We start from the raw sequence: 24110 nt of genomic DNA on the forward strand, positions 1-24110 counted from the left end.
GCAGGTGGCTCAGAATTACTTCTTCGGCGCCGGAATCCAAGCCGCCGTGGCGGCATCGGAGGCGCTGAAGGCCGGGAATTTCTGCTGCAGGTCCTCGATGGTCTCGATCTTGTTGCTGATCAGGTCGTCGCGGGTGACCAGCGTCGGCTGAAGGAGAACCGAATGGCCGGGGTCCTGGCCGGCGATGGCCAGCGACACGGCGCGGACGGCCACCTCGCCGACGACGGCGGCGTTGGTGGCGGCGGTGGCCACCCAGGCGCTGTCCGGCTCGATCATCAACTGGATGTCGGCGGTCGAGGTGTCGACGCCGTAGATCTTCACCTTGTCGGAGACGCCCAACTCGTCGGTGGCGAGCTTGACGCCCTTGGCGAACTCGTCCCACGGCGTGAAGATCACGGATATGTCCGGGTTGGCGCGCAGCACCGCCTTGGTCTGGTCGGCGACCGAGGCCGGCACGGTGTCGTTGACGACGCCCCAGACGGCCTTTTCGGTCAGCTTGTGCTTCTCGACGAACTCCTTGAACGCGGCATAGCGGCGGTCGAGCGGCGCGAAGCCGGCGACGTAGACGGCGCCGGCGGTGAAGCCGTCGCCCTTGTCCTTGACGGCCTGCTCGAGGACGAGGCGGGCCATGTCCTTGTCGCTCTGCTCGATCTGCGGGATGGCCGGGTTGTCGAGGTCGACGTCGTAGGCGACCACCTTGATGCCGGCGTCGAGCGCCTTCTGGGCGACGTCCTTCAGCACCTCGGGCCGGCCGTTGTTGATGATGATGCCCTTGACGCCGCGGTTGATCGCCTGCTCGACGAGATTGCGCTCGGTGTCGTTGTCGTTGCGGGCCTGCGACAGCGTCAGCGTGACGCCGAGCGCCACGGCCTGGCGCTTGGTGCCGGCCTCGAAGGCCTGCAGCCAGTCGCCGCTGCCGAGGAAGGAGACGACGGCGATCTCGACACCACCCTTGTCGAAGGGGGCAGGGGCGCCGGCAAGGCCTTCGGCATTGGCCGGGGAGACGAGGAGGGCGGCGCCGACCGCGAGGCCGGCGGAGAGGATCGTGGTCTTCATGGGGTTTCCGTTGTTTTGAGGTGAAAGGTCAAGCGGTCAGGTGCGGGCACGGCCGAGGCCGTAGGTCATGGCGAGCGCGCCGACGAGCACGGCGCCCTTCACGAAATCCTGCGTGTAGTAAGGGGCGTTGAGCATGGTGAGGCCGTTGAGCAGCACGCCGACGAACACGGCGCCGACCACCGTGCCGAACACGTTGGGCCGGCGCAGGCCGAGCACGGTGAAGCCGATCAGCGAGGCGGCGACGGCATCCATCATCAGCGACGAGCCGGAGGAGACGTCGCCGCGGCCGACGCGGGCGGCCACGACGATGCCGCCGATCGAGGCGAGCGTGCCCGAGATCACGTAGGACAGCACCTTCAGGCGGGCGGTCGAGGCGCCGGCGAGCCGGGCGGCCAGCTCGTTGCCGCCGGTGGCGAACAGCAGGCGGCCGACGCGGGTATGCTCGGTCAGCACGTAGAGCACCACGGCGACGACCAGCGTCAGCAGCACCGGCACCGGAATGACGCCGCCGACACTGGAGCGGCCGATCGTCAGGAACAGCGGGTCGTACTTGCCGAGGGCGGTGGAGCCGTCCTCCAGGATCAGGCCGGCGGAGATGGAGCGGCCGGCCGTCGGGATGAGCTGCAAGCCGGTCAGCAGGAACATCATGGCGAGCGTCGCCAGCATGTCGGGGATGCGCAGCCGGACGATCAGGAAGGCGTTGATCAGGCCGACGGCGGCGCCGAAGGCCAGCACCAGCGGCACGGTGACGAACACGCCGAACCGCCAGACGATCATGGCGTAGCTCGCCGCCATCACCGACGAGGCGGCAACGGCGCCGACCGACAGGTCGAAGCCGCCGACCGCCATGGAAATGGTGACGCCGGCGCCGAGGATGGCCACCACGGCCACCGCCTGCAGGATGCTCATCAGGTTGTTGATGCCGATGAAGGCCGGCTGGGCGAGGGTGAAGCCGATCATCAGCGCGGCGAGCAGAATGAAGATCGCGCCGTTGCGGACGACATCGCCGAGGCGATGCACCGGATGGGGGCCGGCCGCCGGGGCCGGCACGGCGTCGCTGTCGGACGTCATGGATGCGCTTCCTGAAGTGGATTGGGCCCGCCGGCGGCGGCGGGGACGAGGGAATGGCCGTCGAGCACCACGACGCGGTCGGCGACCTCGGCCGCCTCCTCGGGATCGGAGGTGGCGATCAGCGTGGCGCGGTCGGCGTGACGGCGAAGGATGGCGATGATGTCCTGGCGGGCGCCGAGATCGACGCCCTGGAACGGCTCGTCGAGCAGCAGCACGCGGCTCGGCTCGGCCTCCCAGCGGGCGATCACCGTCTTCTGCTGGTTGCCGCCGGACAGCGACCAGACGGAGGCGGCGGGCGAGGCGGCGCGGATGCCGAGACGGGAGATGGCGCCCCTGCCTTCGGTGGTCTCGCGGTCGCCGAGGATGAAGCCGGACGGGAACCAGCGATCGAGGTGGGGCAGGCTGATGGTGGCGCGCACCGCCTCGCCCGGCCAGCCGGCCGGCATCAGCGACGTGCGATGGCGATCCTCGCCGGCCATGACGACGCCGGCGGCGATGGCGTCGGCCGGGTCGCGCGGCGCGTAGGGCCGGCCGTCGAGCCGCATCTCGCCGGCGGCGAAACGGCCCTGGCCGAAGATGCCGGTGAGCAGGCGGCTCTTGCCGGCGCCGAGCACGCCGGTGATCGCCACCACCTCGCCGGCATGGAGGTCGAGGTCGAACGGCCGGGCGTGCGGCAGCAGGCGGATGCCCCTGAGGCTGAGCACGGCCGGTCCGGCCGGCCGACGGGCGTCGGGGTGGGCGGCGGCGAGCGGCCGGCCGATCATCGTCTCGACGGCGGCGTCGAAATCGACCGGGCGGCGGAAGCTGCCGGCGTTGCGGCCGCCGCGCAGCACCTCGACCCGATCGGCCAGCGCTTCGAGGTCGGCGAGGCGGTGCGAGATGTAGAGGATGGCGATGCCGCGGGCGGCGAGGTCCTTCAGCACGGCGTAGAGCCGCCTGGCCTCGCCGCCCGACAGGCTGGCCGTCGGCTCGTCGAGAATGAGCAGTTCCGCCTTGCGGCCGATGGCGCGGGCGATGGCGACGAGCTGCCGGTCGGCGGCCGAGAGGTCGGCGAAGTCGCGGTCGAGCGGCAGGTCGAAGCCGGCCTCGTCGACAATGGCGCGCGCCCGCCGGCGCACGCTGCGGCGGCTCAGGAAAAAGGGCGTCGCCCGGTCGGCGTAGCGGTCGATGAGCAGCGAGTCGGCGACCGGCAGGCCGGGAATGCCGACGACGCCGGTCGACTGGTGGACGGTGACGATGCCCGCCGCCGCCGCTTCGGCCGGCGAACGGGGCAGGAAGGACCGGTCGTGAAGGCGGATGTCGCCGGCGTCCGCCTCGATCACCCCTGACAGGATCTTCACCAGCGTCGACTTGCCGGCGCCGTTGGAGCCCATCAGCGCGACGATCTCGCCGGCCTCGACGTCGAGCGAGGCACCGGCGAGCGCCCGCGTCGACCCGAAGGCCTTGAAGACATTGCGAAGGGAAACGAGCGCCATCAGCCTGATCCGGGAAAGCCGGTCGCGAAAACCGGATTGCCAGCCGATAGTATCGATGCGCCATTGGGGCACAAAGCATGGCGGGCGGATTGTCTAGCGAGGGAAGAGAACCCGAATCCTTTTCTCTGCCAATTCATAGAATTTCATTCTCAAAAATGGACCTAATATCTCCGGTTGCATCGCGGGACCAATACGCCGGAAGCTTCGATGGAAAGCGCGCGCGCCTGTTCGTCGCAAAGCGCACCCTTGGCCGGAATCTTCAATAAAATCAGGGTTATCACCTATTCTTGCCTTTCGAAATCGTCCGGATTTCCGGACGGTCGACGCCGGCCCGCATCCGGAAGTCCGGAAGGGGCTTCGGGCCGGCTGAAAAAATAAATCGATAGAACAAACGTTTAGCCGGCGGCTCAAGTTGGCACGCCTGATGCCATTCCCTTGGCATGCGACGGCCGCCTTCCGAGGAGGGAACGAGGACGGAGGGTCGGGGCATGGTCGGTTCGTGAATGGGAGCCTCGGCGGCCGGAATTTGCGGATCGAAGCCATCCCGGCGCCGGAAACACCGGACGGCCGGACAGTCCAGGAGAGAGGCCCGCCACGGGGATGACGTGCGCCGGGCAGGAGGAACGAATATGACGGACATCACGCAAAACGACGCGGTCGCGACGGAGACGGGCGGCAGCCCTCTTTCCCGCGTCCTTGCCTATAAAGTCGGCCCGGTGCCGCTGCCGCTCTATCTCGCCATCGCCGCCGTCGTGTTCGGCGCGTCGGTGATCGGCAAGCTGCCGGCCGACATGATCGGCGGCTTCGCGGCCATCATGGTGCTGGGCTTCCTGCTCGGCGAGATCGGCGGCCGCATTCCCTACCTGAAGAGCATCGGCGGGTCGGCCATCCTCTGCCTGTTCGTGCCCTCGGCCATGCTCGGCTACGAGGTCATGAACCCGGCGACGTCCGACGCCATCAAGGCGGTGATGAAGACGTCGAACTTCCTCTACCTCTACATCGCCTGCCTGGTCACCGGCTCGATGCTCGGCATGAACCGCAAGGTGCTGATCCAGGGCTTCCTCAAGATGTTCGTGCCGCTCGCCGTCGGCACCGCCGCCGCCGTCGCCGTCGGCGGGCTGGTCGGCGTGGCCTTCGGCTACGAGTTCAAGCACACCTTCTTCTTCATCGTCATGCCGATCGTCGCCGGCGGCATCGGCGAGGGCATCCTGCCGCTGTCGCTCGCCTACGCCGATATCCTCGGCACCGCCCAGCCGGCGCTGATCGCCTCGCTGATCCCGGCCGCCCTGATCGGCAACGTGGTGGCCATCATTTCCTCGGGCGTCCTGAAGCGCATCGGCGAGAAGAAGCCGCAGTATTCCGGCAACGGCCTGCTGGTCCGCACCGGCGACGACAACGAGCTCCTGAAGGAGATGACCGTCGAGAAGAAGCTCGAGCTGCCGCTGATGGGCGCCGGCCTGCTGATGGCCTGCGCCATGTTCATCCTCGGCGCCTTCCTGTCGCCGTTCACCGGCATTCCCGGCCCGATCCTGATGATCATCGGCGCGGCTGTCCTGAAGGTGTCGAAGCTGATCCCCGAGCGGATGGAGACCGGCGCCCACCAGATGTACAAGTTCATGACCACCAACATGACCTTCCCGCTCCTGGTCGGCCTCGGCACCCTCTACGTTCCCTGGAACGACCTGATCGCCGCCTTCACGCCCGCCTATTTCGCCATCTGCGCCGCCACGGTGCTGGCGATGGTGTCCTCGGGCTGGTTCATCGGCAAGCTGCTCAAGATGTACGAGGTCGAGGCGGCCATCGTCACCTGCTGCCACTCGGGCCTCGGCGGCACCGGTGACGTCGCCATCCTCTCGGCGTCGAACCGCATGGGCCTGATGCCCTTCGCCCAGATCTCCACCCGCATCGGTGGCGCCGGCATGGTGGTGCTGGCGGTGTTCCTCCTGAAGATCTTCGCCTGATCCTTAGCCTCCGGGCAAGCATCGGCCGTCCGGCTTTCCCGCCGGGCGGCCTTGCGCTATCGATGGGATACGGGAGCCAGCGGGAGGAGCCGTATTGGCCGAGGAAGCCGAGAGCATCGCGCCGAAACGCCGCTGGCTGCGCCTTGCGGCGGTGCTGCCGCTCGCCGGCGCCCTTGCCATCGCGGCCGTCGTCGCCCTTGTCACCTATCGCGTCGCCTTCGAGCTGTCGCTGTCGACTACCCGCGCCAGCGCCGGCCACCGGCTCGACCTCTATGCGGCGAGCTTCGAGCGCGAGGTCGGCCAATACGCCAATTACCCCTATGTCATGGCGCTCGACGGCACCGTCCTCGCCCTGCTCGGCAGCCCGACGGATTCGGCGCGCCGCCGCGCCGCCGACAGCTATCTCGAGGCGCTGAACGACCGTATCGGCACGCTCGACGCCTACCTGCTCGACAAGACCGGCCGGGTGATCGCCTCCAGCAACTGGAACAAGTGGGACAGCTTCGTCGGCCGCGATCTGTCCTATCGCCCCTATTACCAGAACGCCGGCGTCGGCCGGGTGAGCCGCTTCTACGGCATCGGCACCACCAATCTCCAGCCGGGCTATTTCCTGGCGACGGCCATCGCCCGCGGCAACGACACGCTGGGCATCGGCGTGGTCAAGGTCAGTCTCGACCAGCTCGAACGCTCCTGGGCGTCGGCGGAATCGCCGGCCATCCTCAGCGACGAGCACGGCGTCGTGGTGCAGTCCTCGGTGCCGGCCTGGAAATACGGCACGCTGCGACCGCTCGACGCGGCGGCGCGGCGGCAGATCGCCGAGGCGCAGCAATATAACGACCGGGCGCTGGCGCCGATCGGCCTGTCCACCCTGCGCGAGCTCGACGATCGCACCCACATCGTCCGCCTGCCGGGCACGGCCGGATCGGACGGCAGCTTCTCGACGGAGGGACTGTTTCTCGCCGAAAGCCGGGCGATGCCGGATACGCCGTGGACGCTCACCGTGTTCACCGACCTCTCGGAAATGGACGACCTCGCGCGCCTGTGGGCGGCGCTGGCCGGTCTCGGCAGCCTGCTGTGCCTGGGCCTTCTCGCCGTCTGGCGCCAGCGGCGGCGGCATCTCGGCGAAATACTCGCCGCGCGCGCCGCGCTGCAGCAGGCCCACGATCATCTCGAAAGCGAGGTGGCCGACCGGACGGCGGCGCTGTCGGCCACCAACGAGCGGCTGCGCCGCGAGGTGGAGGAGCGCGAACGCACCGAGCGCACGCTGCGCGACGCGCAATCGGGCCTGGTGCAGGCCGGCAAGCTCGCCAGCCTCGGCCAGCTTTCGGCCGGCATCGCCCACGAGCTCAACCAGCCGCTCGCCGCCCTCGTCACGCTGTCCGGCAATGCCGTGCGGTTTCTGGATCGCGGCGACCTCGACACCGTCCGCGGCAATCTCGAACGCGTCCGGCCGCTGGTCGAACGCATGGGGCACCTGACGGGCGAACTCAAGACCTTCGCCCGCAAGTCGTCCGGCGAGCCGCAGCGGGTCGGGCTGCGCAAGGTGATTGACGACGTGCTGTTCCTGCTCAACCATCGCCTGACGCGCGGGCGGGTGGCCATGACCATCGATATCGATGGCGGCGATATCGACCTCTGGTGCGACGCCAACCGCTTCGAGCAGGTGCTGCTCAACCTGATCGGCAACGCCGTCGACGCCATGGAAGGAGGAGACGATCAGCGTATCATTCTTTCCGCCCGGCGCGAGGGCAGGTTCGTCCGCATCGACATCCGCGACAACGGACCGGGCCTGCCGCCCGAACGGCTCGATCACATGTTCGAGCCCTTCTTCACCACCAAGGCGCCGGGTGTCGGCCTCGGGCTGGGCCTGACGATCTCCGCCGGCATCATCCGTGATTTCGGCGGCGAGCTCGTCGCCAGCAATGCCGAGGGGGGAGGCGCCGTGTTCTCGATGACCATTCCGACCGGCGGCGGGGAAGCGACATGACGAAGGCGACGGTTGAAGACCTCCGGGTGCTGATTGTCGAGGACGATCCCGATGTGCTGCTCGGCTGCGAGCAGGCGCTTCAGCTCGACGGCATGCAGACGATCGGCGTCAGCTCGGTGGAAGAAGCCTTGCGGCGGATCGCCGAGGCGCGACCGGGCGTCATCGTCTCCGACGTGCGCCTGCCCGGGCGGGACGGCCTGTCGCTGCTCGGGGAGATGCAGGCGGCCGACGTCGACCTGCCGGTCATCCTGATCACCGGCCACGGCGACGTGTCGCTCGCCGTGCAGGCGATGCGCTCGGGCGCCTACGACTTCATCGAGAAGCCGTTCCCGCCCGAGCATCTGGTCGAGGTGGTGCGGCGGGCGCGCGAGAAACGGGCGCTGACGCTCGAGGTCCGCCGCCTGCGTCACAAGCTTTCCGACGGCGGCCGGCTGGAAGGCCGCATCATCGGCCGCTCGCCGGCCATGGTGAAGCTGCGCCGCGTCATCGCCGACATCGCCGGCACCAACGCCTCGGTGCTGATCAGCGGCGACACCGGCACCGGCAAGGAACTGGTCGCCCGCTGCCTGCACGACGAAAGTCCCCGCCGCAAGAGCCATTTCGTGGCGATCAACTGCGGCGGCCTGCCCGAGCATCTGGTCGAAAGCGAGCTGTTCGGCCACGAGGCCGGCGCCTTCACCGGCGCCACCAAGCGCCGCATCGGCAAGATCGAGCACGCGAGCGGCGGCACGCTGTTCCTCGACGAGGTCGAGACCATGCCAGTCAGCGTGCAGATCAAGCTGCTGCGCGTCTTGCAGGAGCGGACGCTGGAGCGGCTCGGCTCCAACACGTCGGTTGCCGTCGACTGCCGGATCGTCGCCGCCGTCAAGGGCGACCTCGGCAAGATGGCGGCCGAGGGCGGCTTCCGGTCCGATCTCTACTATCGTCTCGCCGTCGCCTCGCTGGCGCTGCCGGCGCTGCGGGACCGCCGCGAGGACATTCCGCTGCTGTTCGCCCATTTCGCCGAGCAGGCCAGCGTCGTGCACGGCCGGCCGGAGCCGGCGCTCGACGATGCCCGTCTCCGCACCTTGATGGCTTACGACTGGCCGGGCAACGTCCGCGAGCTGCGCAACGTCGCCGACCGTTGCGTCCTCGGCATCGAGACGGGCTTCCCGCCGTTCGCCGAGGCGGCGGCCGTCGAGCCGCTGTCGCTGACCGAGGCGGTGGCGGCTTTCGAGCGGGCGATGATCGTCGATGCGCTCGGCCGCAGCGGCGGCAGTCTCGGCCGCACCGCGCAGGCGCTCCGCATTCCGAAATCGACGCTGCACGACCGCATGAAGCGGCTCGGCATCGCGACCGGGCCGGAGCCCCAGACCGGCTGACGGCGAACGGCCACTACGGCGGCCGGTTCCCGCCGTCATACGGGCCTCCGGTTAGCCTCCTACGCTTCGCGCCGGTGACGGCCGAGATTTTCGCAAACCTTTTCACTCGGCATGCCTGCCTTAACTCATTCAATCATTTGGATATTTCTCATAGCCGCGTCATTGGATGAAAACGTGCCCACATCAGGAATTCGAAGTAGAACCGCATTCTTCCAAGATACAAAATTGCAGTATAGGCAATAAAAATACGGTACAAATTTCCATATCTGCGATTTATATTTTTTTAGCAAACAACACTTACGTTTTAACTCTCGATTACGGGTCGATTGGGAGGGGTAAGTGAGAAAACTTATAGGAAGTTCTGTTGTTTTGCTTTTGGCGTCCGGTAGTCTTGCTAGCGCCGGCGTAGAGATCACCATCGCGACGGTGAACAACGGCGACATGGTGCGCATGCAGGGCCTGACCAAGGAATTCGAGGCGGCGCATCCGGACATCACGCTGAACTGGGCGGTGATGAGCGAGAACGAGCTGCGCCAGAAGGTGACGACGGACATCGCCACCAAGGGCGGCAAGTACGACGTTCTGACCATCGGCACCTATGAAGCGCCGATCTGGGCCAAGCAGGGCTGGCTGAAGGAGCTGACCTTCGACGCCGATTACGACGTCGACGACCTGCTGCCGGCCATCCGCGCCGGCCTCACCTATGAGGACAAGCTCTACGCCGCGCCGTTCTACGGCGAATCGTCGATGGTGATGTACCGCACCGACCTGATGGAGAAGGCCGGCCTCTCCATGCCCGACGCGCCGACCTGGGAGTTCATCGCCGACGCCGCCCGCAAGATGACTGACCGCGCCGCCGGCGTGAACGGCATCTGCCTGCGCGGCAAGGCGGGCTGGGGCGAGAACATGGCCTTCGTCACCGCCATGTCCAACTCCTTCGGCGCCCGCTGGTTCGACGAGAACTGGCACCCGCAGTTCGACCAGCCGGAGTGGAAGCGGACGCTGCAGTTTTACGTCGACCTGATGAAGGACGCCGGGCCGGCCGGCGCCGAGAACAACGGCTTCAACGAGAACCTGGCGCTGTTCGACGACGGCAAGTGCGGCATGTGGATCGACGCGACGGTCGCCGCCTCCTTCGTCACCAACCCGGCGTCGTCGACGGTGGCCGACAAGGTCGGCTTCGCGCTCGCCCCGGACAACGGCCTCGGCAAGCGCAGCAACTGGCTGTGGGCGTGGAACCTCGCCGTGCCGGCGTCGTCGCAGAACGCCGACGCCGCCCAGACCTTCATCGCCTGGGCGACCTCCAAGGAATATACCGCCCTGGTGGCGTCCGACGAGGGCTGGGCCAACGTGCCGCCGGGCACGCGGGGCTCGCTCTATCAGAACGAGGCGTATCTCAAGGCGGCGCCGTTCGCCAAGATGACGCTCGACTCGATCAACGCCGCCGATCCGAAGAACCCGACCGTGAAGCCGGTGCCCTATACCGGCATCCAGTTCGTGGCCATTCCGGAGTTCCAGGGCCTCGCCACCACCATCGGCCAGCAGTTCTCGTCGGCGCTGGCCGGCAAGGTCACGGTGGACGCGGCGCTCTCGTCGGCCCAGTCCAACGCCAGCCGCGAGATGACCCGGGCGCGCTACATCAAGTAAGCGACCGGTCGACCGGCACGGGAGGCGGACGACGTTCGCCTCCCCACCGCCTTTTGGGGGTTCCGATGCGTTTCACCATCAAGACCATGCTGTTCACCGTCCTGGCGGCGATGATCCTCGTGACCGGCGCGCAGGGGCTCTACGGGCTCATCGAGCTCCGCGCCTCGAACGCCGACCTCCGGCGGTTCAGCGAGACCGAGCTGCCGCGCGCCAATGTCATCGGCCTGCTCAAGGACGATTTCGCCAATTTCCGCCTCGCCGAGGCGACCATTCTGGCGGCGATGGACGACGCCACCCGCGAGGCCGCCCTGCTCGATGCCGAGAAGGCGGCGACCGGCGTCAATACGCGCCTGCTCTCCGTCGCCGAGAAGTCGACCAGCGCCGAGGACCAGGCGGACATCGCCAGTTTCTCCAAGCTGTGGCGCGACTACGTCGACCGCCACCAGGGCTTCTCGGATCTGGCCAATTCCGGCAATTTCAACCTCGCCACCGACCTCTACGTCGGCGAGCTCGGCAAGATGTACGCCGATGCCGCCGACATCCTGTCGGGCCTCGCCTTCCGTGGCGAGGACGTCGCCAACGCGGCGGCCAGCGCGGCGGAGACCAACTACACCTATGCCAGCTATGGCATCGTCTCGGCCATCGGGCTGTCGGCGGTCGCCGGCTGTCTTGCCATGGTGTTCGTCTGGCTCGGCCTGTCGCGGCCGCTGATCCGCATCTCGACGGCCATGCGCCGCATCGCCCGCGGCGAGCTCGCCACCGAGGTGCCGAACCTGCGCTTCCCCTGGGAGGTCGGGCAGATGGCGTCGGCGCTCGGCGTGCTGCGCGACAACCTGATGGAAGCCGAGGCGATGCGCGCCCTCGAGAGCGAGCGCGAGCAACAGGCGGCGCAGGCGCTCGTCGAGGAGCGCAACCGCATCGCCGACAGCTTCCAGGATTCGATGGGCTCGTTCGCCGCCGCCTTCGTCGACGCCTCGCGCACGCTGGCCACGGCGGCGCAGGGCCTGTCGGCCACCGCCGAACAGACGTCGCGGCAGGCGCAGGCCGTCGCCGGAGCGGCCGAGGGTGCCTCGTCCAACGTGCAGGGCGTCGCCTCGTCGACCGAGGAGCTGTCGGCATCGGTGCGGGAGATCAACGCGCAGGTCAACCAGTCGGCATCGATCGCCGAGCAGGCGTCGCACCTGGCGACGCGCACCGAATCCAACGTCCGCAACCTGTCGCTGGCCGCCTCGGAAATCGGCGAGGTGGTGAACCTGATCTCGGCGATCGCCGAGCAGACCAACCTCCTGGCGCTCAACGCCACCATCGAGGCGGCGCGGGCCGGCACGGCCGGGCGCGGCTTCGCGGTGGTCGCCTCGGAGGTGAAGAGCCTCGCCGGCCAGACCGGCAAGGCGACCGACGAGATCGCCCGCAAGGTGAAGGAGATCCAGGAAGCCACCGACCGGACGGTCGGGTCGATCGGCGACATCGTCCAGGCCATCGAGCAGGTGCGCGGCGTGACGTCGGCGATCGCCGGCGCCGTCACCCAGCAGGGCGCGGCCACCGACGAGATCGCCCACAGCACGCAACGCGCCGCCCTCAACGCCCAGGACGTTTCCGCCAACGTGCTCGGCGTCGGGCGGGCGGCCGGCGAGACCGGCGTTTCGGCGGCCGAGCTGCTGCACCTGTCGACCGACCTGCAATCGCGCTCGCAAGAGCTTCAGACGAGCGTATTCGACTTCGTCGAAAAGCTGAGGGCCTGAACCTTCGCTGGGCCGGTTCAGGCGAAATCGGCGAGGCGCGGCGTGCTGGCGAGCAGCCGCCGCGTATAGGGATGCCGCGGCGCCGACAGGATGTCGCGCGCCGGCCCCTGCTCGACGATGCGGCCCTTTTCCAGGATGACGAGGTCGTGGCAGAGCAGGGCAACGAAGCCGATGTCGTGGGAAACCAGCACCAGCGTCGTCTTCTCCGACAGCGTCTTCAGGAGATCGACGATGCGGATGCGCGTCGTCAGGTCGAGCGCGCTCACCACCTCGTCGGCCAATACCAGATCGGGCCGCGACACGATGGCGCGGGCGATGGCGATGCGCTGGCGCTGGCCGCCGGAGAACTCGTGCGGATAGCGTCCGGCGGTGTCCGGCGGTAAGTCCACCGATGCCAGTGCGCCGGCGACGGCGGCGTCGACGTCGGTCTCCACCTTCAGCGACCGCAGCGGCTCGGCGATGATGTCGGCCACCTTCTGGCGCGGGTCGAGCGACGAATAGGGATCCTGGAATACCGCCTGCACCGCCCGCCGGAAACCGCGCATGAACGGGCGATTGCCGGGATCGAGCGGTTCGCCGCGGAAGGCGATCCGGCCGGCGGTCGGCCGGGCAAGGCCGAGCATGAGGCGCAGGATGGTGGTCTTGCCCGAACCGCTCTCGCCGACGATGCCGAGGTTGCGGCCGGCCTCGATGCGGAGGTCGACGCCGTCGAGCACGCTACGGCCGCGGCCGTAGGCGAAGGATACGGCGGCGAGATCGACAAGGCTCATAGCGCCGCTCCGATGGCCCGGTCGAAGGCGCGGGCCGCCTCGACGAGGCCGATGGTATAGGGGTGGCGCGGCCGGCCGAACACCTCCGCCACCGTGCCTTCCTCGACCATCTCGCCGGCCCGCAGCACCACCACGCGGTCGACGGCCGCTCCCACCACCGGCAGATCGTGGCTGATGAACAGAAGGCCCATGTTCTCCTCGCGCACCAGCGTTTCGAGGAGCTTCAGCACCTCGGCCTGGGTGGTGACGTCGAGCGCGGTGGTCGGCTCGTCGGCGATCAGCAGGCGCGGCCGGCAGGCGAGCGCCATGGCGATGGCCGCCCGCTGGCGCTGGCCGCCGGACATCTCGTGCGGATAGGCGCGGGAAAGACGCGCCGGATCGGGCAGGGCGACGCGGGCCATCAGCGCCGTCACCTCGGCGGCGACGCCGGCGCGGGAGAGGGATCGCCCGTCGCGGCGGGCGCGGCGGCGCGCCACTTCGGCGATCTGGTCGCCGATGCGCATCAGCGGGTCGAGGGCGGTCAGCGGCTCCTGGAAGATGGTGGCGACGGCGGTGCCCCGGAGGCCGACGACATCGCGGTCGGCGGCGCCGATCACCTCGCGGCCGGCCAGCCTCACGGAGCCGGAAGCGGTCATGCCCTCGGGCAGCAGGCCGATGGCGGCGAGCGCCGTCAATGACTTGCCGGAACCGCTCTCGCCGATCAGGCCGAGGCGTTCGCCGGCCGTGACGGACAGGGAGACGCCGGAGACGAGCGGCCGGCCGGCGTGGCGGATGGAGAGGTCGTCGATGGTGAGGAGGTCGCCCATCAGCGCCTCCGCCGGGTCGGGTCGGCGACGTCGCGAAGACCGTCGGCGAACAGGTTGAGGCCGATCACCAGCGACACCAGCGCGATGCCGGGCGCGATGGCGCCGAACGGCGCGGTGTAGACGGTGGCCTGCGCCTCCTGCAGCAGCCGTCCCCAGGAGGCGTTGGGCGGCGGCGCGCCGAGGCCGAGATAGGACAGCGACGCCTCGGCGATCACCGCGAGGCCGAATTGCAGCGCGAAGTTGACGATCAGCGTCGGCCAGATGTTGGGCAGCACGTGGATGCGGACGATGCCGAGCCAGCTCGTGCCGGAGACGCGAGCGGCGGTGATGTAGTCCATGGCGAGCACCCGCCTCGCCAGGATGCGGGTCAGGCGGGCGACGATGGCCGAGGCGGCGATGCCGATGGCCAGGATGGCGGTGCCGAGGTTGGCGCCGTCGCCGGCAGCGACGATCAGCATGGCGAGCAGCAGCGTCGGGAAGGCGATCAGGATGTCGAGCGTCGCCGCCAGCACGTCGTCGACGGCGCGCGAGGCGAAGGCGGCGAGAAGGCCGACCGTGACGCCGATGGCGGCGGCGATGGCGACGGCGCCGCTGCCGACGGCCAGCGCGATGCGGGCGCCGATCATGATCTCGGTGAACAGGTCGCGGCCGAGCCGGTCGGTGCCGGCCCAGTGCAGCAGCGACGGCGGCGCCAGGCGGCCGCCGGTCATCGCCGCCGGATCATAGGGCGTCCAGACGAGCGTCAGCAATCCGACGGCGACATGGAGGCCGACCAGCGCGGCGCCGACGAGGAAGGCCGGCGTCAGGCGCCGGGAGGCGGGCGGCGCGAGGGCGGGCGCTGCGTCGGTCATGAGCGGGCTCCGCTTGGCCCGCGCAGGCGGGGATCGACGAGGCGCTGCGTCAGGTCGGCGGCAAAGCCGACCAGCAGCACCAGCAGCGTCGAGACGAACAGCACGCCCTGCACGCTCGGATAATCGCGCTGCTCGATGCCGGAAAGCAGCATGGAGCCGAGGCCGGGCAGCGAGAACACGCGCTCGACCACCACGGCGCCGAGCAGCGTCGAGGCGAGCTCGATGCCGAGGATGGAGATCACCGGCACCGCGCCGTTGCGGATGCCGTGACGGACCAGCGCCTCGCCGTAGCCGGCGCCGAGCGCCCGGGCGGTGCGGAGATAGTCGGAGCCGATGACGTCGAGCGTCGCCGAGCGGACGTAGCGGATCAGCGACGCCGACATGACCAGGGCGATGGTGAGGATCGGCAGCGCCAGCTGATGCAGGGCGGTGAGCGGATCGCGCCAGCCGGACGGCGGAAAGCCGCTCGACGGAAACAGGCGCAGCTTCACGGCGAAGGCGGTGACCAGCAGGATGCCGATCCAGAACACCGGCACGGCGACGCCGAACTGCGAGACGATGGAAATCAGGCCGCCGTACCAGCGGTCGCGCTTGACCGCCGCCAGGATGCCGAGCGGCAGGGCGAGAAGGACGGCGCTGAGGAAGGCGAGGGCGGTGAGCGGCAGCGTCAGCGTCAGGCGGCGGCCGATCTCCTCGAGAACCGGCACGCCGGAGACGAAGGAGGCGCCGAGGTCGAACCGCCCGAGCTGGCCGAGATAGCGGACGAACTGGGCGGCGATCGGCAGGTCGGAGCCGACCTGGCGGCGCGCCGCCTCGATCTGGTCGGCGTCGGCGCCCACCGACACCAGCGCGTTGGCGGGATCGCCCGGCAGCAGGCGCAGCAGCAGGAACAGGACGGCGGCGGCGATCAGCACCGAAACGAGGAGGATCGCCGTCCGGCGGACGACATAGGCGAGAATGACGGCACCTCGGAACGGATGAACGGCAACGCCGCCCGAACGTAAGTCGGACGGCGTCGAATGTCGAGCAGCGTGGAAGGAGGATCAGTCCGCCTTCTTGATGCCGTAGGAGAAGAACTGCGAGTTGAGGCCGTTGAGCGGGTAGCCGGTGACCGACGTTTTCGACACCACGATCTGCGGGTAGAGGTAGAGCCAGTTGCTGGCCGCGTCCTCGGCGATCTGGATGTTGGCTTCCTTCAGCTTCTCGGTCTGCTCGTCGACGGTCGCCGCTTCCTCGGACGCCTTGATCAGCTCGGTGACCTTGGGGTTGTCATAGCCCCAGTAGAAGTCGGGATTGCCGTAGAAGACGATGTCGCGGTGGTTGACATGCTCCTGCAAGGTCGCCTGGAAGTCGTGCGCCTTGTAGATCTTGGTGTACCACTCGTTGGCGGTGATGACGTTGATATTCACCTTGACGCCGACCTTGGCCAGCTCGCCCTGCAGGAACTGGGCGGCCAGCGGATGCGGGTCGTAGTTGGGCGTGTCGATGGTGAAGGTGAAGCCGTCGGGATAACCGGCCTCGGCGAGCAGCGCCTTGGCGCTCTCCGGATCGTAGGCATCGACCTTGGTGAGGTCGACGTACCAGGGATCGGTCGGCGGCACGAAGGAGCCGATCAGCGTGCCGTAGTCGCCCCACACCGCCTCGAGCAGCTTCTTGTCGTCGACGGCGCGGGCCAGCGCCTTGCGCACCTTGACGTTGTCGAAGGGGGCGACGCGGTCGTTGTAGGCAAGGAGCAGCTTGGTGGTCGACTTGCCCTCGGCGACGGTGAAGTCCGGGTTGTCCTTGAACTGGGCGAGCGAATCCGGGCTCTGCACCGAGGTGATGACGTCGACGGCGCCGGTCAGCAGCGCGTTGTTGAGGGCGGTCGCCTCGGTGAAGTACTTGAAGACCACTTCGCCGTTTTCCGGCTTCGGACCCCAGTATTTGTCGAAGCGCTTGATGGCGAGCTGCGCGCCGCGCTGCCAGCCGTCGAGCGCGTAGGGGCCGGTGCCGTCCTCGGCCGATTGCAGGTCCTTGGCGGCGTCGTTGATCACCCAGACGTAGGACAGATTGTAGGGCAGGGAGATCGAGCGCGACGACAGCTTGACGACGACGGTGGCGTCGTCCGGCGTCTCGATCGCGGCGATCGGCTTCAGCGAGTTCTTGCGCGAGCTCTTGCTGTCGGCCGAAGTGACGCGCTCGATCGACCACTTGACGTCGGCCGAGGTCAGCGGGTCGCCGGAATGGAAGGTGACGCCCGGCTGCAGCGTGAAGGTGTAGGTGAGGCCGTCGTCGGACACCTTGTAGTCCTTGACGAGGCTCGGCGACACCTTGCCGTCGTCGTCGAGGCGGAACAGCGCCTCGTAGACGTTGCCGTTGAAGGCCTCGTTGATGCCCTGACCGGCGCCGGCGGTGTTGTCGAGGTTCTGCGGCTCGTAGAGCGAGCCGATGTTGATGACGGCGTCGGGACCGCCGTCGGCGGCCAGAGCCGGCGCGGCGCCCATCAGGAGCAGCACGGCGGCCGCCGTGGCGTTCAGGGCCGAAAGGGGCGTCCGGCTGGCGCGGGCGGGCGAAGCGGTCATATTTCTCTCCTCGGATGACGGCCGACTGGTGCGACCTGTTGGCGGCCAGTCTAGCCGAGGCATGGGAAATGAGAATGCCGGGCTTGTCTGAAATGCCGGGCCGCCCGGAAACAGGATTGCGCGAAACGGGAAATTTCCGAATTATTTTACTCGTACAGATTTCCATGAACAAGCGGACCGCCTGCCCAAATTCACAAGATCGGCTCGCCGTCGACGATGTCGATCGCCGCGTGATAGCTGTTGCCGATGGTGCAGACCTTATGCGCCTCCTCGATCAGCGATCGCCGTTCGGCGTTGTTGAAGTCGCCTTCGATGGCGAAGCGGCAGGTCTGGCGGGCGATGCGCGACGGCGGCTCGGCGGCCTTGGCGCCGATCACCTCCACCGAAACCGAGCCGAGCCGGTCGTTGAGGCCGAGGTTGCGCGCCGCGATGCGGACGCTGAGCGCCAGGCAGCCGGCCAGCGAGGCATCCAGCAATTCGAGCGGGTTGAAGCCCTCCATCGACGGCGAACCGGCGAGCGTCAGGCTGGCGCCGGAGCGGGCGACCACGCCACCGCGGCCGCTGCGATCGAGGCTAGCGCTGGCACCCATCGGGCGGACTTTGACCTGCGACATGGTGGTATCTCCTGTTCGGGCACCCGCCCTTCTCCCGGGAGAATAGCGGCTTTGCGGGGCGGCGGCGAGCGGCGAGCGTCGGAATGCGACGGACGGAAAACCGGTGGCGTGTTTTCACCGACGTGCGCCGTCCAATCTATTCAACGGCTTGCACCTGATGTAGATTTCGTGCGGACAAACCAGACTGCCGATATCATGGACGCCATCAACCGCACTTCCGCCGAGCCCTATTACCAGCAACTCGGCCGCATCCTCGAACAGCGCATCAAGTCGAAGGAGCTGTCGCCGGGCCAGCGCCTGCCGTCGGAAAGCGATCTCTGCCGCACCTTCGATCTTTCCCGCTCCACGGTGCGCGAGACGCTGCGCTCGCTGCAGGAGCAGGGGCTGATCCGGATGATTCCCCGGCGCGGCGCCTTCGTCGCCGAGCGGAACAGCGGCGACTGGATGCTGCAGGTGACGCGCGGCTTCTTCGAGTCGGAGGTGGACGGCACCCGCACCGTCGACACGACGGTCTTCCGCAGCGGCCTCGAACCGCTGCCGCGCGAGGCGAGCGATGCGCTGGGGCTCGAACCGGGCGCCGCCGGCTTCATCCTGGAACGGCTGCGTTGCCTCGACGGCAAGCCGGCCGTCTATTCGACCAACTTCATGCCGCCCGAAGTCGGCGCGGTGCTGGCCGGCACGGACGTGCTGCGCGGCACCCAGTCGCTCAACCAAACCCTTCGGGCCGCCGGCTATCAGATTTCCAGCGCCCGCCGCGAGGTGGCGGCGGTCGGCGCGCCCGAGCTGCCGGCCCGCTTCCTCGGCCTCGACGTGCGGGATCCGGTGCTGCTGATCCGTTCGCTGTCGCGCGGCGCCGATGGCCGGCCGTTCGACTACTATCGCTCCTACGCCCGCTCCGACGTAGTGACCATCGCGGTCGAGGCGCAGGCGATGGACGGCGACTGAGGCGGGTCAGGCGTCGATCCGGCTTATTTTCAGGACATGCGCCAGATCCGGCCGGGCGCCGGCGATCAGCGCCGCGCCGAGGGCGGCGAGCTCGGGCTCGTCGATGCGGTGGATCGGCCGACCGAGAATGCCGGCGCGGAGACGCATCAGCGCGTCGGAGCGGCTCCAGCCGCCCGTCGCGAACAGCGGACCGTCGCCGACGCCCGAGGCGGTGAGGTCGTCGAAGATGCCGGCGGTGATCCGGGCGCAGGCGACGAGCAGGGCAGCGGCGATGCGGCGCGCGTCCGATTCGTTTGCCTGAGCAAGGATGGCAGCGACCGCCGCGTGATCGGCTGGATCGTCGACGCTGGGCGTCGCCTCGGCGGGAATTTCGGCGGCGGCGAGCAGGTCGGACAGGAGATCGCCGGAGGGCGTCGGAAGCCTGAGCGGCGCCAGCGCCGCCGCCAACTCGAACACCTTGAAGCGCGCCTCGCGGCCGGGCAGCACGGAAACCGAGCGGACGATGCCCGGCCGCGGCGGCACGGGGCGATCGGTTTCGCCATAGACGAGTTCGGCGGTGCCGAGCGAATCGACGATGGCATCCGGGTGCAGGCGGTGGGCGACCGAGGCGGCGACCGGATGGTCGTGACCGCCGGCGACGAGCCGGGTGGCGGTGGTGGCCGCCCCGGCTTGCGTGAGGCGGCCCGGCCGCATCGGACCGACCGTGGCGCCGGCCGGCAGAACCGGCGGCAGCGTCGGCGCCCGCGCCGCCGCGAGCAGGTCGTCGCGAAAGGCGCGGGCGGAAATGTCGTAGCAGGCGGTGCGGGCGGCCAGCGTCTCGCTGAGGAAGGCCCGCCCCGACCACCAGGCGGCGGGAAAGTCGGTGAGGGCGATCCAGCCCGCGACCGCCGGCACCGGACGATGGCGGGCGATCCACAGCCACTTGGCGGAGGTGCGCGTCGGCTCGAAGGCGAGGCCGGTGACGTCGACGCAGTCGTGGGCGGCGGCGAGCTCGTCCGCTTCGGCAGCGGCGCGGTCGTCGAACCAGGGAATGACGGTGGAGAGCGGCCGCAACGCGGCGTCGACGAGGCATCCGTCCTCCCCGACTCCGGCGGCGGCGATGGCCGCGATCGGGAGGCCGTCGGCGGCCTGCCGCCAGGCGTCGATGATCATGTCCTCGATCGCCTTCAGCAGGACGAGCGGCTCGGCCTCGCCGGCCCGGGCGCCGGCCGTGTCCTGTCCGAGGCGCGGCGTCGGGCGGCGACGGCGGGCGATGACGCCCGCCACCTCGTCGACCAGCACCACCTTGATGTTGGTCGAGCCGATATCGACACCGCAATAAAGCCCGGACATCCCGGCCTCCTCACCAGTGGCGGGTATAGTGCCGGCGGGTGATGCGCGCCAGTTCGCGGATCGTTTCCTTGGCCTCGGCTTCCGGACGCTGCCAGACCTTGCGGCCGATCACCAGACCCTGGGCGCCGGCCCGGATGACTTCCTCGGAATCGGTCAGCGTCGACTTGGAATCGCCGCTGAGCGCGCCGCCGGCCACCACGATCGGAATGCGCAGTTCCTCGACGAGGCGGGCGGTTTCCTCGGCGCCGGGGAAGGTGATCTTGATGATGTCGGCGCCGAGGTCGAAGGCGATGCGCGCCACCTCGATCTCCTGCTTGACCACCTCCGGCGAGCGCGGCGCCGCCAGCAGCACCGGCTCGACCATCACCGGCATCTCCCACTTGGCGGCCTCGGAGATCACGTTGCCGATGCGCTCGCAATAGAGGATCTTCTCCTCGTCGGAGACGTTCCAGGGCAACAGCAGCTTGACGCAGTCGACGCCGAGGCGGACGGCATCCTCGAGCCGGGCGACGATGGTGCCGGTGCCCTTGTCGGGCGTCTTGGTCGACCAGAAGGCGTCGATGGCCAGCACGCGGGCGAACTGCGGCTGGCGGGCCAAGAGAGCCTCGGTGGCGCGGACGATGCCGGTGGTCACCATGAAGCCGGTGACGTCCTCCTGCATGTAGCTGTTGATCACGTCGACGGGCGCTTCGAGGGCCGGAACGCGGCCCCAGACGACGCCGTGGTCGACCGGCACGATCAGCGCCGCCCGGTCCACGTGGAAAAGCCGGTTCATGCGGTAGCTCGTCGAGAGCCGGTGTTGGGCCATGGTTCATCTCCTCGTTTTGCGGGTCCCTGGCGGAGGACCGTTGGAGCGGTGATCCGGCGTCGCCGTTCCTCGAAAGAGACGCGGTTCATCGCTTGTCGGTATCGTACGGACAAAATCTGTCTACCTTTTGCATATCGAGGCGTCAATACCGTCTTGACAGTTGTTCGGTACCGAACGTATCGTCCGACTTGTCCGTACAAAAATGACGGTGAGGAGGAACCACGTAACGTCGTGGCTCACCGGGAGACGGGAGGACGGCGTGAAGAAGCTGATCAACGATGTCGGCGCGGTGGTCGATGACATGATCGACGGCCTCATCCGGTCGGTGGACGGCCTCAGCCGCATCGAGGGCGAACGCGTCATTGTCCGCCGCGACCTGGAGGCGGTTCGCTCCGCCGGGCAGGTGGCGCTGGTCTCGGGCGGCGGCTCCGGCCACGAACCGGCCCATGCCGGCTATGTCGGCGCCGGCATGCTGACCGCCGCCGTCTGCGGCGACGTCTTCACCTCGCCGTCGACCGATGCCGTGCTGGCCGCCATCCGTGCCGTCGGCGGCCCGGCCGGCGTACTGCTGATCGTCAAGTCCTATACCGGCGACCGCCTCAACTTCGGCCTCGCCGCCGAAATCGCCCGCTCGGAGGGCATTCCCGTCGAGATGGTGGTGGTAGCCGACGACGTGTCGCTCGCCACCGGCACGTCCAACGCCGGCCGGCGCGGCATCGCCGGCACCGTCCTTGTTCACAAAGTAGCCGGCGCCGCTGCGGCCGCCGGCCTTCCCCTCGATCGGGTCGCCGCCCTGGCGCGGCGGGTCGGCGACGGCGTCGGCTCCATGGGCGTCGGCCTCACCGCCTGCACCGTGCCGGCGGCCGGCCGGCCGAGCTTCTCGCTCGCCGACGACGAGATCGAATTCGGCCTCGGCATTCATGGCGAAGCCGGCGTTCGCCGCGACCGGATGCAGCCGGTGGGCGCACTGGTGTCGACCGTGGCCGAACGCATCTTCGAGGACCGCGGCCTTTTGGCCGGCGACCGCGCCGTGCTGCTCGTCAACAATCTCGGCGCCACGCCGGCGATGGAGATGGCGATCGTTGCCGGCGAGGCCGCCCGTGCCGCCGAGGCGCGCGGCCTCTGCGTCGAGCGCATGTGGACGGGCGCCTTCCTGACCGCCCTCGACATGGCCGGCTTCTCGCTGTCGGCGCTCGCCGTCGACGACGAGCTGCTGGGCTATCTCGACGCGCCGACCACCGCCTCGGCCTGGCCGACGTCGGCGGCGCCCGCCAAGATCGCGCCTGCCGTGGCGGTTGCTGCCCGCACTGACGAGGCCGTGGGCGGCGCCGGCGAACCCGATCTCACTCTCGTTTCGGCCATCGAGGCGGCCGCCCGCGCGTTGATCGCCGACGAGGCGCGTCTCACGGCGCTCGATCAGGCGGTCGGCGACGGCGACCTCGGCCTCAATCTGGCGCGCGGCGCCGAGGCGGTGCTCGCCGAGATCGACGGCTATCGCGCCCTCGGCCGGTCGGCGGTACTGCGGCGCCTGTCGGCGACCGTCCGGAAGACGGTGGGCGGAACCTCGGGAGCGCTCTACGCCGTCGGCCTGATGCGCGCCGCCGCCGTCGCCGAGAAGCCGGTGGCCGGCAACGCCCTCTGGGGCGAGGCGCTGGCCGCCGCCGCAGAGGCCATATCCCGGCTGGGCGATGCCCGCATCGGCGACCGCACGATGCTCGATGCCCTGCTGCCGGCCGCCGAGGCGCTGGCCTCGGCCGGCGCCGACCCGCGCGCCGGCTACGCGGCCGCCGTTAAGGCCGCCGCCAGCGGCGCTGCCGCCACCGCCGCCGTCACGTCCCGGCGCGGCCGCTCGAGCTATCTCGGCGAGCGGGCGGTCGGGCACCCCGACCCCGGCGCCGAAGCCGTCGTCGTCTGGCTGACCGCCATCGGGCAAGTCCTCGGGGAGGAGGACGCCTGACCGCGGCAAGAGCTTGGCGCGGTCGTCCCGGAACCTCCGGGATGCCCGCCCACGAACGCAGACCCGCGTGTCTGCCAAAGGGCAGCCCGGCGTCGCCGTGATCGCGCGCCGCGCCGTCCGAACAAGGAGGAGACCAATGAAGCCTGCAACCTATCTCATGGCTGCCGCCGCCTTCGCGCTCGCGGCCGTGCCGGCGATGGCCGCCGACAAGGTTCCCACCCGCGTCGGCATCACCGTCGGTACGCTCGGCAACCCGTTCTTCGTGCCCCTGGTGGCCGGCGCCAAGGACACCGTGGCCAAGGCCGCCCCGGAGGCCGACGTCACCGTCATCGGCGCCGACTACGACCTCAATAAGCAGGCGACGCAGATCGACAACTTCATCGCCTCCGGCGTCGAGCTGATCATGATCAACTCGGTGGACGCCAACGCCATCGCCCCGGCGATCGAGAAGGCCAAGGCGGCCGGCATCACCGTCGGCGCCTTCGACGTCTCGGCCAAGGGCGCCGACGTCACCGTGATGACCAACAACGTCCAGGCCGGCGAGATCGCCTGCAAGTACCTGGCCGACCAGCTCAAGGGCAAGGGCGACGTCGTCATCATCAACGGCCCGCCGATCTCGTCGATCATCGATCGCGTCACCGGCTGCAAGAACGCCTTCGCCGGCTATCCCGACATCAACATCCTGTCGGACAATCAGGACGGCAAGGCTTCGCGCGACGGCGGCTTCGCCGTCATGCAGGGTCTGTTGACCCGCTTTCCGCACATCGACGCCGTGTTCGGGGCCAACGACCCGACCGCGCTCGGCGCCGACCTCGCTGCCAAGCAGCTCAACCGGCAGGAGATGATCATTGCCGGCGTCGACGGCGCTCCCGATGTCGTCGCCGCCCTCAAGTCGGGCGAGACCCGGATCGTCGCCTCCTCCTCCCAGGATCCCTATGCGATGGCCGCACGGGCCACCGAAATGGCTCTCGCCGCCTTCCGTGGCGAGGCCCAGCCTTCGGAGCCGGTGCTGCTCGATACCAAGCTGGTCACGGCGGACAACGTCGGCAGCTACATCGGATGGGATGCCGAGCGCTGACGGCAGCAGCGGCCGCCGCGGCATCCCCCCGCCGCGGCGGCCTCCTTCGATACCGGACCGATCGGGAGAACAGTCGTGGAGCAAACGT

The 24110-nt window shown here is 69.0% G+C and carries 19 protein-coding genes; 8 read left to right on the top strand and 11 right to left on the bottom strand.

Annotation, left to right across the window (positions count from 1 at the left end):
* Window positions 1-15: 15 nt before the first annotated feature.
* Genes CJ014_RS03940 through CJ014_RS03950 form a run of 3 tightly spaced genes read right to left on the bottom strand, consistent with a single transcriptional unit; the run spans window position 16 to window position 3602 of the window.
* A complete protein-coding gene (locus CJ014_RS03940) occupies window positions 16-1056 on the bottom strand; it encodes a substrate-binding domain-containing protein (protein WP_100079175.1) in 1041 nt (346 codons plus the stop codon).
* 36 nt (window positions 1057-1092) lie between these two features.
* A complete protein-coding gene (locus CJ014_RS03945; protein ID WP_100079176.1) occupies window positions 1093-2127 on the bottom strand; it encodes an ABC transporter permease in 1035 nt (344 codons plus the stop codon).
* Window positions 2124-3602, bottom strand: a complete 1479-nt coding sequence (locus CJ014_RS03950) for a sugar ABC transporter ATP-binding protein (RefSeq protein WP_100079177.1) — start codon at window positions 3600-3602, stop codon at window positions 2124-2126. The genes CJ014_RS03945 and CJ014_RS03950 overlap by 4 nt, the downstream gene beginning before the upstream one ends.
* Window positions 3603-4231: 629 nt before the next feature.
* Between CJ014_RS03950 and CJ014_RS03955 the strand changes: the two genes are divergently transcribed.
* The 5 genes from CJ014_RS03955 (at window position 4232) to CJ014_RS03975 (ending at window position 12300) form a co-directional block, all read left to right on the top strand.
* Window positions 4232-5563, top strand: a complete 1332-nt coding sequence (locus tag CJ014_RS03955; RefSeq protein WP_100079178.1) for a 2-hydroxycarboxylate transporter family protein — start codon at window positions 4232-4234, stop codon at window positions 5561-5563.
* 94 nt (window positions 5564-5657) lie between these two features.
* On the top strand, window positions 5658-7550 hold the full coding sequence (locus CJ014_RS03960; RefSeq protein WP_207765655.1) for a sensor histidine kinase: 1893 nt from the start codon (window positions 5658-5660) through the stop codon (window positions 7548-7550).
* The gene (locus CJ014_RS03965) at window positions 7547-8911 is read left to right on the top strand and encodes a sigma-54-dependent transcriptional regulator (RefSeq protein WP_100079179.1); all 1365 of its coding nucleotides are present in this window, start codon (window positions 7547-7549) and stop codon (window positions 8909-8911) included. The genes CJ014_RS03960 and CJ014_RS03965 overlap by 4 nt, the downstream gene beginning before the upstream one ends.
* 369 nt (window positions 8912-9280) lie before the next feature.
* Window positions 9281-10558: an ABC transporter substrate-binding protein gene (locus CJ014_RS03970; RefSeq protein WP_483428686.1), complete on the top strand. Its 1278-nt coding sequence runs from the start codon at window positions 9281-9283 to the stop codon at window positions 10556-10558.
* A 65-nt stretch (window positions 10559-10623) separates the two neighbouring features.
* A complete protein-coding gene (locus tag CJ014_RS03975) occupies window positions 10624-12300 on the top strand; it encodes a methyl-accepting chemotaxis protein (RefSeq protein WP_100079181.1) in 1677 nt (558 codons plus the stop codon).
* 17 nt (window positions 12301-12317) lie between these two features.
* Here CJ014_RS03975 and CJ014_RS03980 read toward each other — a convergent pair whose 3' ends face one another.
* From CJ014_RS03980 to CJ014_RS04005, 6 genes are all read right to left on the bottom strand, one after another.
* Window positions 12318-13070: an ABC transporter ATP-binding protein gene (locus CJ014_RS03980; protein ID WP_100079182.1), complete on the bottom strand. Its 753-nt coding sequence runs from the start codon at window positions 13068-13070 to the stop codon at window positions 12318-12320.
* Window positions 13067-13876: an ATP-binding cassette domain-containing protein gene (locus CJ014_RS03985; protein ID WP_100079183.1), complete on the bottom strand. Its 810-nt coding sequence runs from the start codon at window positions 13874-13876 to the stop codon at window positions 13067-13069. Before CJ014_RS03985 ends, CJ014_RS03980 begins: the two co-directional genes overlap by 4 nt.
* Window positions 13876-14727: an ABC transporter permease gene (locus CJ014_RS03990; protein ID WP_100079184.1), complete on the bottom strand. Its 852-nt coding sequence runs from the start codon at window positions 14725-14727 to the stop codon at window positions 13876-13878. The genes CJ014_RS03985 and CJ014_RS03990 overlap by 1 nt, the downstream gene beginning before the upstream one ends.
* Window positions 14724-15686, bottom strand: a complete 963-nt coding sequence (locus tag CJ014_RS03995) for an ABC transporter permease (protein ID WP_100079185.1) — start codon at window positions 15684-15686, stop codon at window positions 14724-14726. The genes CJ014_RS03990 and CJ014_RS03995 overlap by 4 nt, the downstream gene beginning before the upstream one ends.
* Before the next feature lie 84 nt (window positions 15687-15770).
* On the bottom strand, window positions 15771-17210 hold the full coding sequence (locus CJ014_RS04000; protein ID WP_425351894.1) for an ABC transporter substrate-binding protein: 1440 nt from the start codon (window positions 17208-17210) through the stop codon (window positions 15771-15773).
* Window positions 17211-17479: 269 nt separating this feature from the next.
* Entirely contained in the window at window positions 17480-17902 is a 423-nt protein-coding gene (locus CJ014_RS04005) for an OsmC family protein (protein WP_100079187.1), read from the bottom strand.
* A gap of 195 nt (window positions 17903-18097) precedes the next feature.
* Between CJ014_RS04005 and CJ014_RS04010 the strand changes: the two genes are divergently transcribed.
* Window positions 18098-18847 carry a GntR family transcriptional regulator gene (locus CJ014_RS04010; protein ID WP_100079188.1) on the top strand — a complete coding sequence of 250 codons (750 nt, stop codon included), beginning with the start codon at window positions 18098-18100 and terminating at the stop codon, window positions 18845-18847.
* Window positions 18848-18853: 6 nt separating this feature from the next.
* On the opposite strand, the gene CJ014_RS04015 is transcribed toward CJ014_RS04010, so the two are convergent.
* Together CJ014_RS04015 and CJ014_RS04020 are read right to left on the bottom strand one after the other, a co-directional pair.
* Window positions 18854-20179 carry an FGGY family carbohydrate kinase gene (locus CJ014_RS04015; RefSeq protein ID WP_100079189.1) on the bottom strand — a complete coding sequence of 442 codons (1326 nt, stop codon included), beginning with the start codon at window positions 20177-20179 and terminating at the stop codon, window positions 18854-18856.
* Window positions 20180-20189: 10 nt separating this feature from the next.
* Window positions 20190-20987, bottom strand: coding sequence for a class I fructose-bisphosphate aldolase (locus CJ014_RS04020; protein WP_245427050.1), 798 nt, complete (start codon window positions 20985-20987; stop codon window positions 20190-20192).
* Window positions 20988-21246: 259 nt separating this feature from the next.
* Here CJ014_RS04020 and dhaK point away from each other — a divergent pair, with 259 nt between their 5' ends.
* Both dhaK and CJ014_RS04030 read left to right on the top strand, forming a co-directional pair.
* The gene (dhaK, locus tag CJ014_RS04025) at window positions 21247-22944 is read left to right on the top strand and encodes a dihydroxyacetone kinase subunit DhaK (RefSeq protein ID WP_100079190.1); all 1698 of its coding nucleotides are present in this window, start codon (window positions 21247-21249) and stop codon (window positions 22942-22944) included.
* A 136-nt stretch (window positions 22945-23080) separates the two neighbouring features.
* Window positions 23081-24022 (top strand): ABC transporter substrate-binding protein, encoded by a 942-nt coding sequence (locus CJ014_RS04030; protein ID WP_100079191.1) that lies wholly within the window; start codon window positions 23081-23083, stop codon window positions 24020-24022.
* Window positions 24023-24110 lie beyond the last annotated feature (88 nt).

Origin of the sequence: Pleomorphomonas carboxyditropha (assembly GCF_002770725.1) — a bacterium.
In the GTDB taxonomy this organism is placed as follows: Bacteria; Pseudomonadota; Alphaproteobacteria; order Rhizobiales; family Pleomorphomonadaceae; genus Pleomorphomonas; species Pleomorphomonas carboxyditropha.

Coding starts and splice junctions, on each gene's coding strand:
- CJ014_RS03945 (WP_100079176.1), bottom strand. CDS start 2,127: ATGACGTCCGACAGCGACGCCGTGCCGGCCCCGGCGGCCGGCCCCCAT.
- CJ014_RS03980 (WP_100079182.1), bottom strand. CDS start 13,070: ATGAGCCTTGTCGATCTCGCCGCCGTATCCTTCGCCTACGGCCGCGGC.
- CJ014_RS04015 (WP_100079189.1), bottom strand. CDS start 20,179: ATGTCCGGGCTTTATTGCGGTGTCGATATCGGCTCGACCAACATCAAG.
- CJ014_RS04005 (WP_100079187.1), bottom strand. CDS start 17,902: ATGTCGCAGGTCAAAGTCCGCCCGATGGGTGCCAGCGCTAGCCTCGAT.
- CJ014_RS03975 (WP_100079181.1), top strand. CDS start 10,624: ATGCGTTTCACCATCAAGACCATGCTGTTCACCGTCCTGGCGGCGATG.
- CJ014_RS03950 (WP_100079177.1), bottom strand. CDS start 3,602: ATGGCGCTCGTTTCCCTTCGCAATGTCTTCAAGGCCTTCGGGTCGACG.
- CJ014_RS03985 (WP_100079183.1), bottom strand. CDS start 13,876: ATGGGCGACCTCCTCACCATCGACGACCTCTCCATCCGCCACGCCGGC.
- CJ014_RS04020 (WP_245427050.1), bottom strand. CDS start 20,987: ATGGCCCAACACCGGCTCTCGACGAGCTACCGCATGAACCGGCTTTTC.
- CJ014_RS04000 (WP_425351894.1), bottom strand. CDS start 17,210: ATGGGCGCCGCGCCGGCTCTGGCCGCCGACGGCGGTCCCGACGCCGTC.
- CJ014_RS03955 (WP_100079178.1), top strand. CDS start 4,232: ATGACGGACATCACGCAAAACGACGCGGTCGCGACGGAGACGGGCGGC.
- CJ014_RS04010 (WP_100079188.1), top strand. CDS start 18,098: ATGGACGCCATCAACCGCACTTCCGCCGAGCCCTATTACCAGCAACTC.
- CJ014_RS03990 (WP_100079184.1), bottom strand. CDS start 14,727: ATGACCGACGCAGCGCCCGCCCTCGCGCCGCCCGCCTCCCGGCGCCTG.
- CJ014_RS03940 (WP_100079175.1), bottom strand. CDS start 1,056: ATGAAGACCACGATCCTCTCCGCCGGCCTCGCGGTCGGCGCCGCCCTC.
- CJ014_RS03965 (WP_100079179.1), top strand. CDS start 7,547: ATGACGAAGGCGACGGTTGAAGACCTCCGGGTGCTGATTGTCGAGGAC.
- CJ014_RS04030 (WP_100079191.1), top strand. CDS start 23,081: ATGAAGCCTGCAACCTATCTCATGGCTGCCGCCGCCTTCGCGCTCGCG.